9 protein-coding genes are annotated in these 17161 nt (G+C 40.3%); 4 read left to right on the top strand and 5 right to left on the bottom strand.

The annotated features are described in order from the left end of the window. The first annotated feature begins 64 nt into the window (after positions 1 to 64). From WG954_RS16270 to WG954_RS16255, 4 genes are read left to right on the top strand one after another with little or no spacing between them, the layout of a single operon-like run. Positions 65 to 1195, top strand: coding sequence for a glycoside hydrolase family 88/105 protein (locus tag WG954_RS16270; protein ID WP_340437777.1), 1131 nt, complete (start codon positions 65 to 67; stop codon positions 1193 to 1195). Between the two features lie 10 nt (positions 1196 to 1205). Further along, positions 1206 to 4154, top strand: a complete 2949-nt coding sequence (locus WG954_RS16265; RefSeq protein WP_340437776.1) for a DUF4982 domain-containing protein — start codon at positions 1206 to 1208, stop codon at positions 4152 to 4154. Positions 4155 to 4204: 50 nt separating this feature from the next. Further along, positions 4205 to 5680 (top strand): hypothetical protein, encoded by a 1476-nt coding sequence (locus WG954_RS16260; protein WP_340437775.1) that lies wholly within the window; start codon positions 4205 to 4207, stop codon positions 5678 to 5680. A gap of 19 nt (positions 5681 to 5699) precedes the next feature. Then, complete coding sequence (locus WG954_RS16255) at positions 5700 to 7121, top strand: arylsulfatase (protein WP_340437774.1); 1422 nt, start codon at positions 5700 to 5702, stop codon at positions 7119 to 7121. A gap of 61 nt (positions 7122 to 7182) precedes the next feature. Here WG954_RS16255 and WG954_RS16250 read toward each other — a convergent pair whose 3' ends face one another. From WG954_RS16250 to WG954_RS16230, 5 genes are all read right to left on the bottom strand, one after another. Then, entirely contained in the window at positions 7183 to 8445 is a 1263-nt protein-coding gene (locus WG954_RS16250; RefSeq protein WP_340437773.1) for a DUF2264 domain-containing protein, read from the bottom strand. Between the two features lie 47 nt (positions 8446 to 8492). Next, complete coding sequence (locus WG954_RS16245) at positions 8493 to 9761, bottom strand: glycoside hydrolase family 88 protein (protein ID WP_340437772.1); 1269 nt, start codon at positions 9759 to 9761, stop codon at positions 8493 to 8495. Positions 9762 to 9767: 6 nt separating this feature from the next. Beyond that, the gene (locus tag WG954_RS16240; protein WP_340437771.1) at positions 9768 to 11708 is read right to left on the bottom strand and encodes a heparinase II/III domain-containing protein; all 1941 of its coding nucleotides are present in this window, start codon (positions 11706 to 11708) and stop codon (positions 9768 to 9770) included. Positions 11709 to 11950: 242 nt separating this feature from the next. Then, complete coding sequence (locus WG954_RS16235; protein ID WP_340437770.1) at positions 11951 to 13693, bottom strand: RagB/SusD family nutrient uptake outer membrane protein; 1743 nt, start codon at positions 13691 to 13693, stop codon at positions 11951 to 11953. A gap of 49 nt (positions 13694 to 13742) precedes the next feature. Continuing rightward, entirely contained in the window at positions 13743 to 16886 is a 3144-nt protein-coding gene (locus WG954_RS16230; RefSeq protein ID WP_340437769.1) for a SusC/RagA family TonB-linked outer membrane protein, read from the bottom strand. Positions 16887 to 17161 lie beyond the last annotated feature (275 nt).

The following is a 17161-nucleotide window of genomic DNA, read 5'->3' as shown; positions in this document are numbered from 1 at the left end:
CAGCAGGACGCTCCCCCCTTTATAATCGAGTAATATTGAATCTTAAATAATTAACATTGCTGCTATGCTAAAAAGAATCAGTTGCCTGCTGCTGTTTTGTGCCTTAACACTAACCACATCGGCTCAAAAAATTCCATCAAAGAAAAAAATTCTGAAGACTCTCCGACTTACCAACCAGTATTTCATGAATAAATGGCCCGATGCTGGCAAATCAATTTTTACCAATATCGAACGTCCCAGCAATATCTGGACACGTGCTGTTTACTATGAAGGTTTGATGGCTTTATACAGCATTGATAAACAAAAAGCATATTACGATTACGCATTGCAATGGGGCGAAAAACATAAATGGGGTTTACGTGGTGGAATTAAAACACGTAATGCCGATAACCAATGTTGCGGACAAACCTATATCGACATGTACCTGATCGATAACAAACAACATCCTGAACGTGTAAAAGATATTAAAGCGTCCATCGACTCAATGATGATCACAAAAAAAGTGGATGACTGGAACTGGATCGATGCATTACAAATGGCGATGCCGGTGTTTGTAAAACTCGGCAACCTGTATAATGATACAAATTATTTCAGCCGTATGTATGAAATGTACGCCTTCACCAAATACAAACATGGTGGCAATGGATTGTACAACCAGACTGAAAAACTCTGGTGGAGAGATAAAGATTTTGTTCCACCTTATAAAGAACCTAATGGCGATGATTGTTACTGGAGCCGTGGTAATGGCTGGGTTGTTGCAGCTTTAGCAAAGACATTGGAAGCATTGCCAAAAACTGATCCGCACTACAATGAATACTTACAGGACTTTAAAGATATGTGTGCTGCTTTATTACCGTTGCAACGTGCAGATGGTTATTGGAATGTAAGTTTAAATGATCCCAATAATTTTGGTGGTAAAGAAGTTTCCGGCACATCATTATTTATCTATGGGTTCGCATGGGGTATTAACAACGGCATCCTCGATAAAAAAACATACAAATCATCCATTGCAAAAGCGTGGAATGCTATGTGCAAAGAAGCAGTTCATCCCGATGGTAAATTGGGCTATGTTCAAGGCACAGGTAAAGAACCTAAAGATGGTCAACCGGTTTCGTATACAAATACTCCCGATTTTGAAGATTATGGCTTAGGCTGTTTCCTGCTGGCGGGAACAGAAATAAGTAAATTAAAATAACACCTGACACATGAAAAGATTGCTGCTGTTTGCTGTTCTTTTATCAGCAAGTGTAAACTCATTTGCACAACGAACGAAATATAATTTCAATCCTGCATGGAAAGTATATAAAGGAGATGATTCATCAGCAATCAATTTGTCTTACGATGATTCAAAATGGAAACAGGTAACACTACCCTATGCCTGGAACGAAGATGAAGCGTTTAAAAACGACATCGTTGATCTTTCAACTGGCATTGCATGGTACAGGAAGAAATTCATACTTCCCCTGACTGCAAAAGGACAAAAAGTATTTATTGAATTTGAAGGTGTGCGACAAGCCGCTGCCATATATGTTAATGGTCAATATGTTGGATTGCATGAAAATGGTGTAACAGCTTTTGGTTTCGACATCAGCAAATTATTGAAGTTTGGTAACGAAGAAAACATAATTGCTGTGCGTACGGACAACAGTTGGGAATACCGTGAGAAAGCAACCAACACAAAATACCAATGGATCGATAAGAATTTTAATGCAAACTATGGTGGCCTTAGTAAAAATGTATTTCTGCATGTTACCGGAAACGTTTATCAAACATTACCACTGTATAATAATCTTGGCACCACAGGAACTTATATCTATGCCAATGACTTTGATATTAAAAACAGGAAAGCAACCATTGTTGCAGCATCTGAAGTAAAGAATGAATCAGGTAAAGTGCAAACCGTATCCTATGCTGTTACAGTAAAAGATATGAACGGGCTGTTGGTTAAAACATTTTCGTCTGCTCAAATTATCATTGGTCCAAACGAAACAAAAACGATCAGTTCATCAGCTGCCACAGAAAATCTTAATTTCTGGAGCTGGGGTTATGGTTATTTATACGATGTAGAAACAAGTTTATTGATCAATGGCAAAGTGGTGGATGTTGTTGTTACAAAAACAGGATTTCGCAAAACAGCATTTAAAGACGGCATGATCTATTTAAATGATCGTGTGATACAGGTGCATGGTTATGCGCAACGTACATCAAATGAGTGGCCAGCCATTGGCATGAGCGTTCCTGCATGGTTAAGCGATTACAGTAATAAACTGATGGTGGAGAGCAATGGCAATCTTGTACGTTGGATGCATATCACACCATGGAAACAGGATGTGGAAAGTTGTGATCGTGTTGGGTTGATGCAGGCAATGCCTGCTGGCGATGCAGAAAGAGATGTAACAGGTACACGTTGGGAACAACGCAAAACTGTTATGCGTGATGCCATTATTTATAACCGTAACAATCCCAGCATTATATTTTACGAATGTGGTAATGAAAGCATCAGTGAACAACACATGATCGAAATGAAATGCATTCGTGATGAATACGATCCGTTTGGTGGTCGTGCCATTGGCAGCAGAGAAATGCTCAACAGCTATACTGCTGAGTATGGCGGCGAGATGTTATACGTCAATAAAAGTGCAAACATTCCGGTATGGGCGATGGAGTATTCAAGGGACGAAGGTTTACGTAAGTATTGGGATGATTATTCACCACCTTATCACAAAGACGGAGATGGCCCTTTGCATAAAGGTGAACCGGCAAAAGTTTATAACCGAAACATGGAATCGCATGCGTTGGAAAATATTGCACGCTGGTATGATTTCTGGAAAGAACGGCCCGGCACAGGTAAACGAGTTAGTTCCGGCGGTGTGAACATTGTGTTCTCCGAAACAAACACCCATCACCGGGGTGCAGAAAATTACAGAAGAAGCGGTGAAGTTGATGCATTACGTATCATCAAAGAAAATTTCTATGCGCATCAGGTAATGTGGGATGGTTGGGTTGATGTTGAAAAACCGGGCATTCACATTATTGGTCATTGGAATTACAGTGATACAATCGTGAAGGATATGTTTGTAATCTCATCTGCCGAAAAAGTGGAACTGTTTGTCAACGGAAAATCCTTAGGCTTTGGTGTACAGAGCAACCGTTTCCAGTTTACATTTAAACAGGTTCGCTGGCAAACAGGAATCATCAAAGCAGTTGGCTATGATGCAAATGGCAAACAACTCTGCAGCACACAAAAAGCAACGTCCGGCAAGCCTGTTGCAATTCGTTTAAAGTCCATCACTCATCCAAAAGGAATACAGGCCAATGGTAATGATCTGGCATTAGTGGAAGTAGAAGTAGTTGATGCTTCCGGTCAGCGTTGTCCAATTGCTATGAACATGATCAACTTTAAACTGGAAGGTGAAGCAGAATGGCGAGGTGGTATGGCGCAAGGAAAAGATAATTATATACTTGCTAAACAACTTCCTGTTGAAAACGGCGTGAACCGTGTACTCATCCGCTCTACAACAAAAGCCGGACAAATAAAACTAAGTGCCACTGCTGATGGACTAAAACCTGCTTCATTGCAATTACTATCAACAGCTGTACTTGTTAACAATGGTCTTAGTGCACAGTTACCATCGTTCGGATTAAAAAGTAATCTTCAACGTGGCCCCACTCCTACCACTCCATCGTTTGTGCAAAAAAGAAATGCCTTAACGATTGTAAAAGCAACTGCAGGTTCAATGAGCGATAGCGTTTTTGCCAGCTATGATGACAACGAATTGACTGATTGGTATAATGATGGAAATCTTTCAACGGCATGGATAGAATATGAACTGCAACAACCGACTATTGTTAGTGAGGTAACATTGAAACTTAATAATTTCCGTTCACGCAGCTACCCCATACGCATTTCAGTTGATGGGCAGGAAGTATTTAGCGGAAACACGCCAACAAGCTTAGGTTATTGTACTCTTGTGTGCAAACGATTGACCGGCAAGAAGGTGAAAATTGAATTAGTAAAATCAGCTAACTTAACCGGCGAAACAACAACAGAAGTATCTGGTAAGAAGCTGGATGATGGCGTCAGTCGTAATGATGCCAACAGCAAAGGCCGTATCAGTATCATAGAAGTTGAAATTTATGAGCCGGTGAAATAAAGTGCCGGACCAATTTGTAACAGATCATTTAGAAATAGCCGGTTACTTTTATGAACACGGCTATTTGTTTGCATATGAACTACTATCGACTGCTTACCATATTACTTTCTTTATGCTGTATTGTATGTTCAGCACAGAAGATACAATACAGCAAAAGTGTGTTAAAAACACCTGGCGCAGGCGAACTTCAGCTACTGGCAAATATCAACGGTTTTCATCACTTACTTTACCTCGCCCCAGGCAACAAACCTGTTGTTTATGTTTTTAACGATCAGTTACAACTGCATACAACCAGGGAACTAAATATCCGCTTCCCCGAAAAATGCGATATCCGTATGCTGCAATTACGTGATCACTATTTATTGTACATGCATGCATTTCAACCATCGTATCATCAACTAATCCGAATTAATAGAGAAGGAAGTTTAAAGGATGTTTCGTATTTACTTACTGATCCTGCTGATTCGCTCTGGAACAAAAGCACAGCAACTTTTCAGCTTTTTAATAACAACAATAATCTTTCATTAATTGCACATACCTACCATAGTCAGCTGAAAAAAATAAGATCTACCATTGTAAACTTTACTGATGATAACAAGAAATCAATAACACAGATATTGTTTCCTTTCGATCTGAAGTATGACGATCTTAAAGAAGCAACACTGCAGGAAAATCAGTTGCTGATATTAAAAACCAGCAAAGATGATGACGAGAAAAATATTCTCAGTTTTTATAAAATCGATCTGCATACCAGCCTTTTTTTCAGTAAGCAATTTGAAAGTGGCAAATATGTTTACTTCAATCCGAAATTCAGGTACAATCCAGACGATTCAAGCTTTTTCCTTTATTCTATACTCAAAACGCCTTTGGGTTACAGAGGAGCAAACCCCGGTATGTTTATGGCAAGTTTAAACAGTACACTTAATGAAATAGTACCTGTACAAACGTTGGCAAACATTTTCCGGAACAACGCTGCCTCTGCGTTTATGATAGAAAAAACAAATACACTTGGTTGGGTAAGTTCCTTCTATCTGCAACCAAAAAGCTACAGCAACAATTCCAACTTAGATAAAAGTTCTGTTTTGCCTAGATTCACGCCTCCTACTGCCGACTTTACTCCGTATGTACCGGAGGTTGGCTTAAATGCTTTCAGTTCAAATTCCAACAGTAACTTCAAGCCTACTGCTGTGCTAATGACGTTATTAAACAATAATTTTGAGCGGATCAAAGATAGTCTTGTGAAGAACGATGGTAATTACTATAAAATACATCCCTGGCCTTATGCTCATTTTAAAATGCAAAACAGATCGTACTTATTAGTGATTGAAGAGCTTGTTGCAAGAAAAAGGGGCTTGTTGTTGGTTTACCCCGGAGAACAAAATCATTTTGAAACCATTCCTTTACGAGTACAAAGCAGCTACAACTTTCTGTTGCCGCAGCTTCAAGTTGTAGAAAATGAATACATAATTGTTCCATACATAAATAAAAAAGAAATAGGGCTACTTAAAGTAACTTTTACTAACTAATTAACCAATGTATTCATCAATGAAACTTGCTTCCCCGATATTCCTGCTTTTGATTTTTAGTGCATCGTCGGTAGTTACAGCACAAACAAAACAACCGAATATCATTTTCATTTTTGCCGATGATCTTGGTTATGGCGAGATCGGTTGTTATGGTCAACAGAAAATTGAAACACCCAATCTTGATACGCTGGCAGCAAAAGGAAAAAAGTTTACTTCATTTTATTCAGGCACATCAGTATGTGCTCCTTCACGTACATCGTTGATGACGGGTTTGCATACAGGCCACACTCCTATTCGTGGCAATAAACAATTTGCACCCGAAGGTCAAACTCCTTTGCCTGAATCAACCAAAACCTTTGCCAACTATTTACAGCAAAATGGATATGCAACAGCAACATTTGGCAAATGGGGAATGGGTTTTAACCAGAACAGTGGAGACCCGAATAAGAAAGGTTTCGATTTGTTTTATGGTTATAACGATCAGAGTTTAGCACACGATTTCTATCCGCCTTATCTCTGGAAGAATCATGACAAGGTTGATCTTTCACTCAACAAACAATACGATTCAATTTATTCTGCTGCGTTAATTCATCAGCAAGCCATGCAATACATTAAAGAAGCGAACAATAAACCGTTCTTCATGTATCTCTCTTACACGTTACCGCATGGAGACGTGATTGGCCCACATGACAGTTTGTATAATTATTACAAACAGAAATTCAATGAACAGCCACTTACCGGCAATGCATTAAAAACAAGACCACACAATATGCAGCCCGAACCATATCCACATGCACAATTTGCGGCAATGGTTGGCCGTCTGGATATGTATGTTGGTGAAATTGTAAAAGCCATTAAAGAAAAAGGATTGGCAGAAAATACTCTCATCATCTTCAGCAGCGATAATGGGCCGCATAAAGAAAACGGTGGTGATCCTGATTTCTTTAACAGCAATGGAATTTATCGTGGTATCAAACGTGATTTGTATGAAGGTGGTATGCGTGTTCCTTTCATTGCATACTGGCCAACAAAAATCAAACCTGCTGTTGTAACACAACCTGCTGCTTTATGGGATATGTATCCAACTTTTTTAGAACTGGCGAATGTACCTGTGACAGAAAAGATCGACGGCATTTCGATTGCGCCGCTATTGTTATTGAATAAAGGCAAACAAAAGCTCCATCCGCATTTCTATTGGGAGTTTCATGAAAACGATGGACGGCAAGCCGTACGTTGGGGCAAATGGAAAGGTGTTCGTTTAGGTGTAAGTAAAAACGAAAATGCGCCGATTGAATTATATAATCTCAATACAGATCCATCAGAACAAACAAATCTTGCAGCGAAATATCCACAAGTTGTAAAAGTAATTGAGCAGCTGATGAAACAGGAACATGTGTATAATCCTGATTGGCCGTTACTTTCATCTGAAATAAAAAAGTGAGAAGCAAGGATATTTGCGCAAAACATTGAGCCATTTAATAATCTTGCTGTAGAATGAAAAATCAATATTCCACTTTGTAATCTTTTTTGAGCACATCACCATTCCATGCTTTTTTGCTTGTCCAGCTAGCAGCAGGATCTGTCCAGAATTTATTTTCTGCCGGAAGACCCAATGTTAAAAAACCAAGTGTGGTCAAATACAAACTACCTGTTGAAGTGTATTGATCAGCCACCATTGGTTGATGTCCGTTGAAACCTAAAACCAGCCAACCATTGGCATCGAAGTTCTGGTTGCCATCAAACATCTTATGCATTACCGCAGTTAATCCGCAGCGAACCTGTGCAGGTGAAACATGTGCAGGTAGTTTTTCCATTAATGCAGTTTGTGCCAATGCCTGGAACGCAGCTGTGCGGTAAGTAATGGAACGGCCAAATGCAGGATAAGTTCCATCCGGTGCAATCACACGTTCAAGAAATTCACTGTAACGGATCATACGTTGCAAAGCAAGATCATATTCCTGCTGCTGTGCCATTTTCTTTTCAACCAATATTCCAAGCAGATCAACAAGCATTGGATGAATGACAAACGAGTTGTAATAATCCATGCTGAATTTTTCTCCATCAGAATACCAGCCATCACCCTCATACCATTCTTTCATTTTACGAATAGAAAAATCGATACGTGCAGGATCATGCTGCTCTCCTGTTGTCAATAAAAATCCCTCTGTAAGTCCTGCAAACAATAACCAGTTGTTATACCCTGCTTTTCTTGTGCGTAATGATTTAAATTCTTCAATGAAACGTTTCTTTGTTATTTCATCGAGCGGCTCCCACAATGCTTTCGGTGCACGGATGAATGCATGCGCTAAAAAAGCTGCATCAACAATCGGCTGAGCTTCTGTTCTGAAGTTGAGATAATCCGGGTGGTTCGGATCGACAGCATTGGCTAAACCTTTCAACAATTCATCTCGCATTTGTTTACGCATTTTGCCCTCTGCTGTTTCATCATCAGGCAATGCTAACCAAGGTGCAAGCCCTGCCATTGTGCGGCCAACAGCTTCCAAATAAGTAACCTTCTTTACCGGTAAGAAATAACCAGGACCTTGTTCTAATGGCAAATTTTGTTTCAGTGTTCCTTCGGCAAGATTATGTACAACGGGATAAGCGATCTTATACAATGTATTTGCCCAAAACAACCTGTCTTGCTGACCAGTTATGACTGCAGGTTGCAGCTGTTCTTTTTTCTTTGTCTTTTGTGCAAGTACATTATGTATCGATAAAATTGCTAAAAATAAAAAGGCTAAAAGTGTGAAACTTTTTTTCATGGAAATCAATTGAGCATAAAATAGAAGAAGGCATGAAATTACAGAACTTATCCTTTCTGAATTGTAAAGAGTTTCTTTCCTTTTATCAACAGATCGTGACGGTGCAGTGCTTCGAGAAAATAATAATCAGCATACACCAGCGGCACATTAATTTCAGAGTTGTGAGGGACACTACCAACAGATTGCATCAATAGAAAATTACCATTATTACCTATAGGCGCCCTGTAAGCCTTACTTGATAATGTATGCAGTATCTTCACTGCAAAACTGCGATACTTATTTCCTTTAGTTCTGCTATATGTACTCAGCTCCATTAAAGCTGAAGCCACAATTGCTGCTGCTGATGCATCACGGTAAAGTTGTTGCACATTATTTGCGTTAGAACGAACACCGGGCGTATAGCCTTGTTGATTTGCATTAAAATCCCAATAGGGAATTTTATCGGCAGGAAGATTTTTGTGATTCATAAAAAAATCTGCCAACCCTTCTGCTGTTTTTAAAAAGCGGGGATCTTTTGTTTCACGATACACCATAGTGAACCCATAAATCGCCCATGCCTGTCCTCTCGACCAGGTTGAATTATCTGCATAGCCTTGTGCGGTTTCTCTTCCTGCCACTTTACCGGTAATGGTATCGTAACAGACAACATGATACGATGAGTAATCTTTTCTTACCTGGTTCTTCATAGTATTTTCTGCATGGGTAATAGCAATATGTCGGAAGGAGGTATCGCCTGTAACCTTTGATGCAAAGAAGAGTAATTCAAGATTCATCATATTGTCAATAATCACCGGGTAGTTGTAGGTTTTATCTCCATGCCACGACTTGAATGAATTCCACGATTTAATACAGCCTACAGCCGGGTTAAATCTTGTACTGAGCGATTTAGCAGACTCTACAAGAATATTTTTATAAGCTTCATTTCCGGTGAGCCGGTAGGCATTACCATAACTGCAATACATCATAAAACCAAGATCGTGATGCTGGGTAAATGTTTTCAGAGGCTCAAGACGTTCTGTCCATTGCCGTGCTGCATTTTTCAATGCAGTATCTTTTGTAAACTCTGCTGCATACCACAAGCTTCCGGGAAAGAAACCCGGTGTCCAGTCATACATATTTGTTGTAACCAACTTTCCTGTTTTATTTATGGTACGGGGAAAACCAAGTTTGTTATTTTCCGTTGCAGTAAGCATATTCTTTAATTGCTTACCTGCGTATGTAAAATTTTCTTTTACAGAAAAAGTATCTTTCTCATCGCTCCGGAAAGCAAATGCAACTAAAGAAATCAAGCCAAGAATTACGAGTAATTGTTTCATTAAAAATTATTTTCCGTTGATAGATTCATTTTTTGCGATCTCAAATTTGTACCGACCTTTTAACTGTTGCTTTTTTGCTGTTAAGCTGAGACGGTAAATTTCACTACCCCATACTTTGGTCAAACGTGGGTCTGTTTGCGGAATAGTTTCAACAGTTGCATCAAATTGTGCAGCATCATATTGCATCTTAACAGCCTTACCTTCTTTTTCAAGCACGACCATGCCCGGTTTTGATAGATCTGGTTTCGCCCAGGTTAGAAAGTTGAGTTGGTTTGCTGTTATTAATTCAGTTAACTCAAATGCATCATCGATGATTAGTTTGTTTGCTGAAAGAGTATAACTGCGTACCCATTTTTTTACAGATGCATCTTTATTGTATGCGTCACTTATATCGGCACGGAACAAATTCATTTTTGCATCAAACAAAACATCCTTTGCTTTAAACTGTGCACCAAACTCCTGGGGCTTACCATTGATCACAGGCAGATTGTGATAGTTGCTCTGCATTGTCCAGATGGTATAACGTTCGCTGCTGAATGTTTGTCTTGTGTATGTTCCTACCCCTGCATCAATAAACATGGGTACTTCGTTTACATATAATGAAAATGTTCCTACATCATTGTGGTTATGACTTTCGTTATTGAACCCGGCTTTGCCTGCAAAGAAGAAACCTTCTTTGTTTTTCATGTAGCAAAATTGTGTTTGCGGATACCATGTATAGTTTGCTGTTGGCAATGCTGGTTTTGCCTGGAGCAATTCGTTGTATGATGCAATGTTTTCAATACTACGGAAGAAATCTCTTCCCGCATTGACCTCAACTTTCCCCTTATTTGCCTTTACAAGATAAGCACCAAATGCCTGCATCTCTTCACTGTTCACGGCTTTGCCGTAACGATAGATCACACCTGCATCGCCACCACCTTTTGCAGAAGCGTCAGCAAAATTCACCACCCAACCATTGCCAACATAACTGCGGGCAATGTATTCGCCCATGTTTTTGATCATGGGCTCATTAAAGATGCTGAGCTTGCCATTGCTTGCATTACTCAGCAGTTGAAGATAATCGTATAGTTTCCCGGCAGCGTGTCCCCAATAAGATGGGCCTTCTTCGCAAGCACCGTCTTCTTTTACATAGTTAATAAAGTGATCAACGCTTTGCATGGTGCGATGCACTGCAGCCGCAAGTTTTGTGGCGTCTTCTTCCAATAAAAGAAAACAGGTAAGCACATTCGAATTACACCAGGGATTCCAGTTGTTTACCAACACTCCGGGTTTGTAATTGAATGCCTGCCACCAATAGTCACTACGCTGCATGTATGGATCAAGAATACGTTTCTGAATATTTGCACGAAGTCTTGATGAAATAACAGGGTTTACTTTATCAAATGCATCATGCAAAAAATACCATGTCCACGATAAAAAAGAACCCATATCAGCAGAAGTAAGATCAATGATCTCTTCACGATAATCGGGCAGCGCTCTTTTTGATTTTTGTACAGAGAGATGTGCAGACAATACCCACGACGACATCTCACAAGTTTGCCACACACCGTTGATGATTTGATTCATGAAACGCCCCTTCCCTTCGGCTAATTCTGCAAACAGCAATCGACTTAATGCCGTGTTGTTTGCGTTAAACGGATTTTCCATTGCCACCCGGCTGCCGCTGCGTTCGTATTCTAAATAATCAGAAGCTCTTACAACTTTCCAGGTATAATCGAGATAAGCTTCACCTTCTTTTATCAAATCATCTTTCAGAGAACCGGTAAATGCATCCCAACCATTCCTGTTTGTATAGGCAGGATACTTGATCCATGCTTCTTTTGCAACAAGACTTGCTTTCACCTGATCAACAGATGCTTTCTTCTGCAACAGGTTACGTGTTTCATATGCAGTTACTGTAAAAGCATTCAGGAAAAGCACAATAAGAATAAATGCACGAAGCATACACAGTCGTTTTAATTGTTGAAGACTAGAAATTTATACAGAGCGAGGTTCGATTGTATCATGCAAAGTATATTATCAGCACAATCTGTTGATGTAAATACAAAAGCCAATTGGCAGATGTGAAGAATAATACAATACACAAACAAGATTTAAAAAGGCACCCGTTCAAATAAACAGGTGCTGTGTGCTATATGAAAACTAGAACTGCTGCTGTTTTAAAAATCTATATTATCATATTTCGATTACCAGTTAGGGTTTTGTGTCAATGTGTTATTGCTCAACCCAATTTGCGAAGTGGGTATGGGCCATAAATAATCTCTGGCGGGATCAAACTTCCTTTTATCTGCTGCCTGGTACAGAACGTAACCATTCTGCATGGTGGGAGCAGTAGCGCCACCATAGCTTACCCCACTGGTGAAATATTTACGTCCCAGTACAACTTTCGGCAGCTCTGTTTCCGCTGTTTTCCAGCGTAGCAGATCCCAGTAACGAAATCCTTCAAATGCTAGTTCAACTGATCGTTCTCTGCGTATTTCTGTTTGCATATTTAATCCGTTGGCAGTAACAAAGGCGTTGGTCAACAAGGGTAACTTTGTAATATCATTGTTGGTGGCCCTGTTACGCAGCAGATTAACAGATATATTCAGATCTGCATCAGATATACTGTTATTTAATTCATATACAGCTTCAGCATAGTTTAACAGCACTTCACCATAACGTATTGCAATAAAGTCTAAGAAAATAGCGGGCGATACTAAAAAGTCTGCCTGGCCCGTCCAGTATTTTTGTTGATGATAATGGTATGTGTTGCCGTAGGTAGGATTACCCCCTGCGATAGAAGCAGATGGATCGCCAACTTTAAATGAAGTCAATACAAAACGGGGATCCCTGTTCCGGTAATCTGTCAGCAAACCTGTTTCCATACCATTTGAATCAAGAGAGGATTTACCTGCAGGTAAACCATCAGCATAAAGCGCCAGCAAATGAAAAGTTCTTGATGCGGCATTTCCTCCATCAGTAAGTTGATTACGCATGTATGAGTGACCGGCAATAAAATTGCTTATATCCTTCCCATAAATTCTTACGAGGATATTTTCTTTGTTATTTGTATAACCTTCGCCGGGGTACCTGAACAGATTTTGATAACTCAAGGCACCGTCTTTTGTATAAAGACTATGTTTTCCCTCGTTCATTACAAGCAAAGCCGCATCACGTGCTATGGTGAAATGCTTTTCCGGATCTTTTGTTCCTGTAAATTCAGGCGCACCGTGAAACTTGTGCCATGAACCCTCATACAATGCTACACGGGATTTAAAAGCGAGCGCTGCGCTCCTTGTAATTCGTCCATACTCTCTCCCTGGCTGACCTGCTGAAGCGGTGCTACCAGGTAGCTTATCTGCCTGCGGACAAACACTCGCAGCAAAATCAAGATCTGCATAAATAGAATCTACAACCGCTTTTCGGTCTGTTCGGGGAGTATATAATGCAGGGTCAGTGCTGCCATTAATGGTTTTGCCGATATAAGGCACCGACCCATAAGTTCTTACCAACCGAAAATAAGCCATAGCCCTGAAGAAACGTGCCTGTCCGATACAATTGCTTTTCATAGGACCATCCGGAATACCGGCAGCTTTTTCAATTACATTATTTGCAGCCCTTATGAAAGTATATAAATTATTCCACTGCCCGTCGGTTGCAGGAATAGGACGGCTTCCATCACTCACAGTATTAAGATTAAAAGCACCCGTAGAACTTAGATTGATCGCCAGGTCGCTGTAACGATCTTCCAAAGGCGCATCGAAATCAGGGATACTTAAATACAAATAGTTAGTACCCACAATTAAATCGCTGGAGTCTTTCCAAAAAACCGGGTCTGTAATCACTGTCCTGGTATTGAGATCCAGTTGCTTTGTACACCCGTTGCTGATAAGCGATACAGCTGCAACAGTAATACAGTTTATGATAAAGATTTTATGTAAACGCATTTCTTGAACTTTGTAATAATGAATAATTGTGATTCCATTTCCTGAAAGGTTAAAAGCTGATGTTTAAGCCCATAGCATAGCTTCTCCAAAGCGGGTAACCAAATGATATTCTATCGGTATTCTCCGGATCATAGTAATTAAACCACATACCCGTCAACTCCCAAAGATCCTGTCCGGAAAAATAGAGCCTGATATCGCCCAATCCTTTTACGTGATGCTTGGCCTTGCTGAATGTATAACCCACTTGCAGGTTTTTCAACCGTATGTAACTCGCATCTTGCACCCAATGAGATGAAACCTGGTCGTTTACCCTGTCAGCAAAACGTATGGTTGGGAATTTGGCATTTAAATTATCCGGCCTCCAATAATCCTGGTGTATAGCCCAAGGCATTCTCCAACCGTCATACAGACCGATACTTGCAATCGGATCAATCAGGATACTTCTTTTGCCAACACCGTTGAAGAGGAAGGACAAATCGAAGCCCTTCCAGTTAACTCCGGCACTCACACCAAAAACATAACGGGGGTTTGTATTACCAAGATAAACGAGGTCACCATGATTGGCAGCAGTGCCTATACCCTGGTTAATGAAACCATCTTTATTTATGTCGAGCAATTTGATATCGCCTACACCGGTATTCGTGGTTCTGCGGGGCGATCCTTGTACTTCTTCTGGTGTATCAAAATATCCATCAGCTTTGTAACCAAATATTGAGTTGGTTGACATGCCTAAAATTGTGTTGTTTATTCCTGCAGCATAAGTATTGGAACCATCATAGCGAATAACTTTATTAATATCATCGCTGAGGTTAGCCGAAACAAAATACCCACCGTTTCTGAATTTATCGGTCCAGTTAACCGTAACACCCCAGCCTTTCACCCTGATAGCGGCAAGGTTGGCGGCATTCGGCGTTACGCCCAGCAGTGCCGGAAGATTTTGCTGGACAAATACATTGTTGTTTTCTTTGATAAAATAATCAAAATGTATACGTAACCTTCTTTTCAACACTTCGATATCAACGCCGAAGTTGGTTGTTTCTATGATTTCCCATTGTTTGCCATCTGAAGGCAGTTGACCCTGCCGTAAAAAAGCCGTACGGGAATCATTGAATGGATAAAACCCTCTCAACAACAGACTCTGAAATTCATAATTGCTGGCATTAGGATTGGACGTCTGCGCACCACCGGCCGTTCCGTAAGAAACCGCTAATTTAAATTCATTGATCCAGGGCAATGTTTGTTTAAACCACTCTTCCTGTGATGCACGCCAAAATGCGTTAAGCGAATAGAATGTCTGAAACTTATTACCCGGAGATAAACGTGAGCTGCCATCACGGCGAAGTACACCTTCAAAATAATACCTGCTCGCAAAATTGTAGCTCAAGCGTCCGAAATAAGACAACCATCTGTTTTCTTGTATGTTGTCAGCTACATTCGTCACATCGGCAGTAGCAAGCGTCGTATAATTTAATGTTTCAAAATTGTTTAGTAATAATGCTCTCTGCATCGCCTGCACCCAGTCATATTTATAGGTTTTGTACTCAAAACCTCCCAATAAATGGAAATGGTGATCATTGAGTTTATAATCATAGTCGGCAGTTGCAAAGAAGTTTTGATTAAGCACATAGGGCCTTGTTTTATTCAGCGAGTTTACCTGGTTAATAGCCGTACTGGCAACAGGCAGCTTGTTTGAATCAATCGTAAAGCGTGGAACAGTTTTAGCAAACACTTCCCTTGCTGAGAAAACCATACCCGGACTATAAACTGCTTTTAAATCAAGCCCCTTTAAAATTTGTTTAGCGTTAAGGCTGATAACGCCATTCATGTTGTACCTGTCCTCCTGATCGTAACCACCATCTTTCAAAATCGGATAAGCAGTGGATATTGTACCAATAAATGCATATTTACTGTCGTTTGTTCCCGGTGTGAAAATAGGGTTACGTGCAGCACGGAGCGAATAAATATGATACATCAAACCTTCGCCTGTAATACCTGTTGACGGAGCAAGTATATTCTCCTTAACAAAAGACAAACGTGTATCAAGTGAGAATATCTTAGACAATTTGGTATTATAGTTCATCCTTGCGTTAAACCTGCTGTAGCTGTCGGGTCCAAATTTGAATACACCCTGCTGACTCAGGTATCCTACAGAAAACAGGTAGGTCGATTTGTCGCTGCCACCTGAAGCACTAAGATTGATATTTCGTTGCGTACTTTGTTTACGCATCAAAATATCAACCATATCATTATTGTAGTAGTATTCCCAGGTTTTGGAATTTGAATTCCATACATCCTCTACAGTTGGGTCATCAAACCACTCCAGTTGCTGATTGGTAAAGTCTTTATTCTGGTTGGCAGACACCCTGGCGGCGTTTATCAGTTCACCCTGCTTGCGTGAACTTAACAATTCGGGTCGTGCAAACGGAGTACGGGTCGTGTACATCGTCGTCAGCTCAAAACGGGGTTTTAGACTCGCCCTGCCAGCTTTTGTAGTCACCAAAATCACACCCCCGCCTGCTTTTGCACCGTAAATGGATGCCGAGGCTGCATCTTCCAAAATTGATATTGTCTCAATATCATTAGGATTTAATGAAGCAAGATCTCCTTCAACTCCATCAATAATAACCAGGGGAGAATTATCTACACCAAGCGAAGTAATGCCTCTTATCCTGGCCGCAAGACCCTCACGGCCTGGCTGTCCATTTGTACGGGTAATTACAAGCCCGGGGGTGGTTCCCTGCAAGGCATCGAATGTATTTGTTACCGGTCTGTTTTGCAATAACCGCTGATCAACTGTTAATACACCACCTCCAATATCACGTTTGGTCTTGGTGCCGTAACCCACCACTACCACATCACTTAACTCAGTAGCCTTTGTTTTTAGTTGAATAGTAATAGTCTTTTCGGATCCAACAGTAACCTCATTTGATTCAAAAGTTATAGCAGTAATAATCAGGACATCGCCGGATGCAGCGGTAATTGTAAAGTTGCCGGCCTCATTGGTAGTGGTGCCTTTGTTTTGCTTTTTAATGCTAACAGACGCACCTGAAACGGGCCTCCCGTTTTCATCTTTTACTGTTCCTGTTATTGTTTTTGACTGAGCAAAAACGAGGAATGGAAGGAATAAGAGAGCAACCAACCCGGATAGAAATTTAGTGCCGGGAGGCAATGAAAGATTTTTAAGCAATCGCATGAGCAGAAGTTTTTTAGTAAATAATCAACGGATGTGCGGTTTGAATTTTAAGCTCTTAAAGCTATAAAGATTCTTAGCAGCACATTTCTGGATGCAATATTTGCTGCGGTGAAAAAAAGAGGGGGTGACAAACCTAAAAGAATAGGGTGAATTTTATAAACCAGAAATCAAACCCTTGATTTTCAATGAAGAATAATTAAAGCAGATTTCAATTTGTCACTGCGCTGTTTGTAAATATCTTTACTTTTATTGCAGTTGATACGAACGATATGTGC

Origin of the sequence: Lacibacter sp. H375, assembly GCF_037892425.1 — a bacterium.
Classification (GTDB): Bacteria; Bacteroidota; Bacteroidia; order Chitinophagales; family Chitinophagaceae; genus Lacibacter.
This window is presented reverse-complemented; position numbering and strand designations above follow the sequence as displayed.

Excerpts from the sequence above, each read along its gene's own strand:
- WG954_RS16270 (WP_340437777.1), top strand. The coding sequence starts at position 65 with ATGCTAAAAAGAATCAGTTGCCTGCTGCTGTTTTGTGCCTTAACACTA.
- WG954_RS16265 (WP_340437776.1), top strand. The coding sequence starts at position 1,206 with ATGAAAAGATTGCTGCTGTTTGCTGTTCTTTTATCAGCAAGTGTAAAC.
- WG954_RS16260 (WP_340437775.1), top strand. The coding sequence starts at position 4,205 with ATGAACACGGCTATTTGTTTGCATATGAACTACTATCGACTGCTTACC.
- WG954_RS16255 (WP_340437774.1), top strand. The coding sequence starts at position 5,700 with ATGAAACTTGCTTCCCCGATATTCCTGCTTTTGATTTTTAGTGCATCG.
- WG954_RS16250 (WP_340437773.1), bottom strand. The coding sequence starts at position 8,445 with ATGAAAAAAAGTTTCACACTTTTAGCCTTTTTATTTTTAGCAATTTTA.
- WG954_RS16245 (WP_340437772.1), bottom strand. The coding sequence starts at position 9,761 with ATGAAACAATTACTCGTAATTCTTGGCTTGATTTCTTTAGTTGCATTT.
- WG954_RS16240 (WP_340437771.1), bottom strand. The coding sequence starts at position 11,708 with ATGCTTCGTGCATTTATTCTTATTGTGCTTTTCCTGAATGCTTTTACA.
- WG954_RS16235 (WP_340437770.1), bottom strand. The coding sequence starts at position 13,693 with ATGCGTTTACATAAAATCTTTATCATAAACTGTATTACTGTTGCAGCT.
- WG954_RS16230 (WP_340437769.1), bottom strand. The coding sequence starts at position 16,886 with ATGCGATTGCTTAAAAATCTTTCATTGCCTCCCGGCACTAAATTTCTA.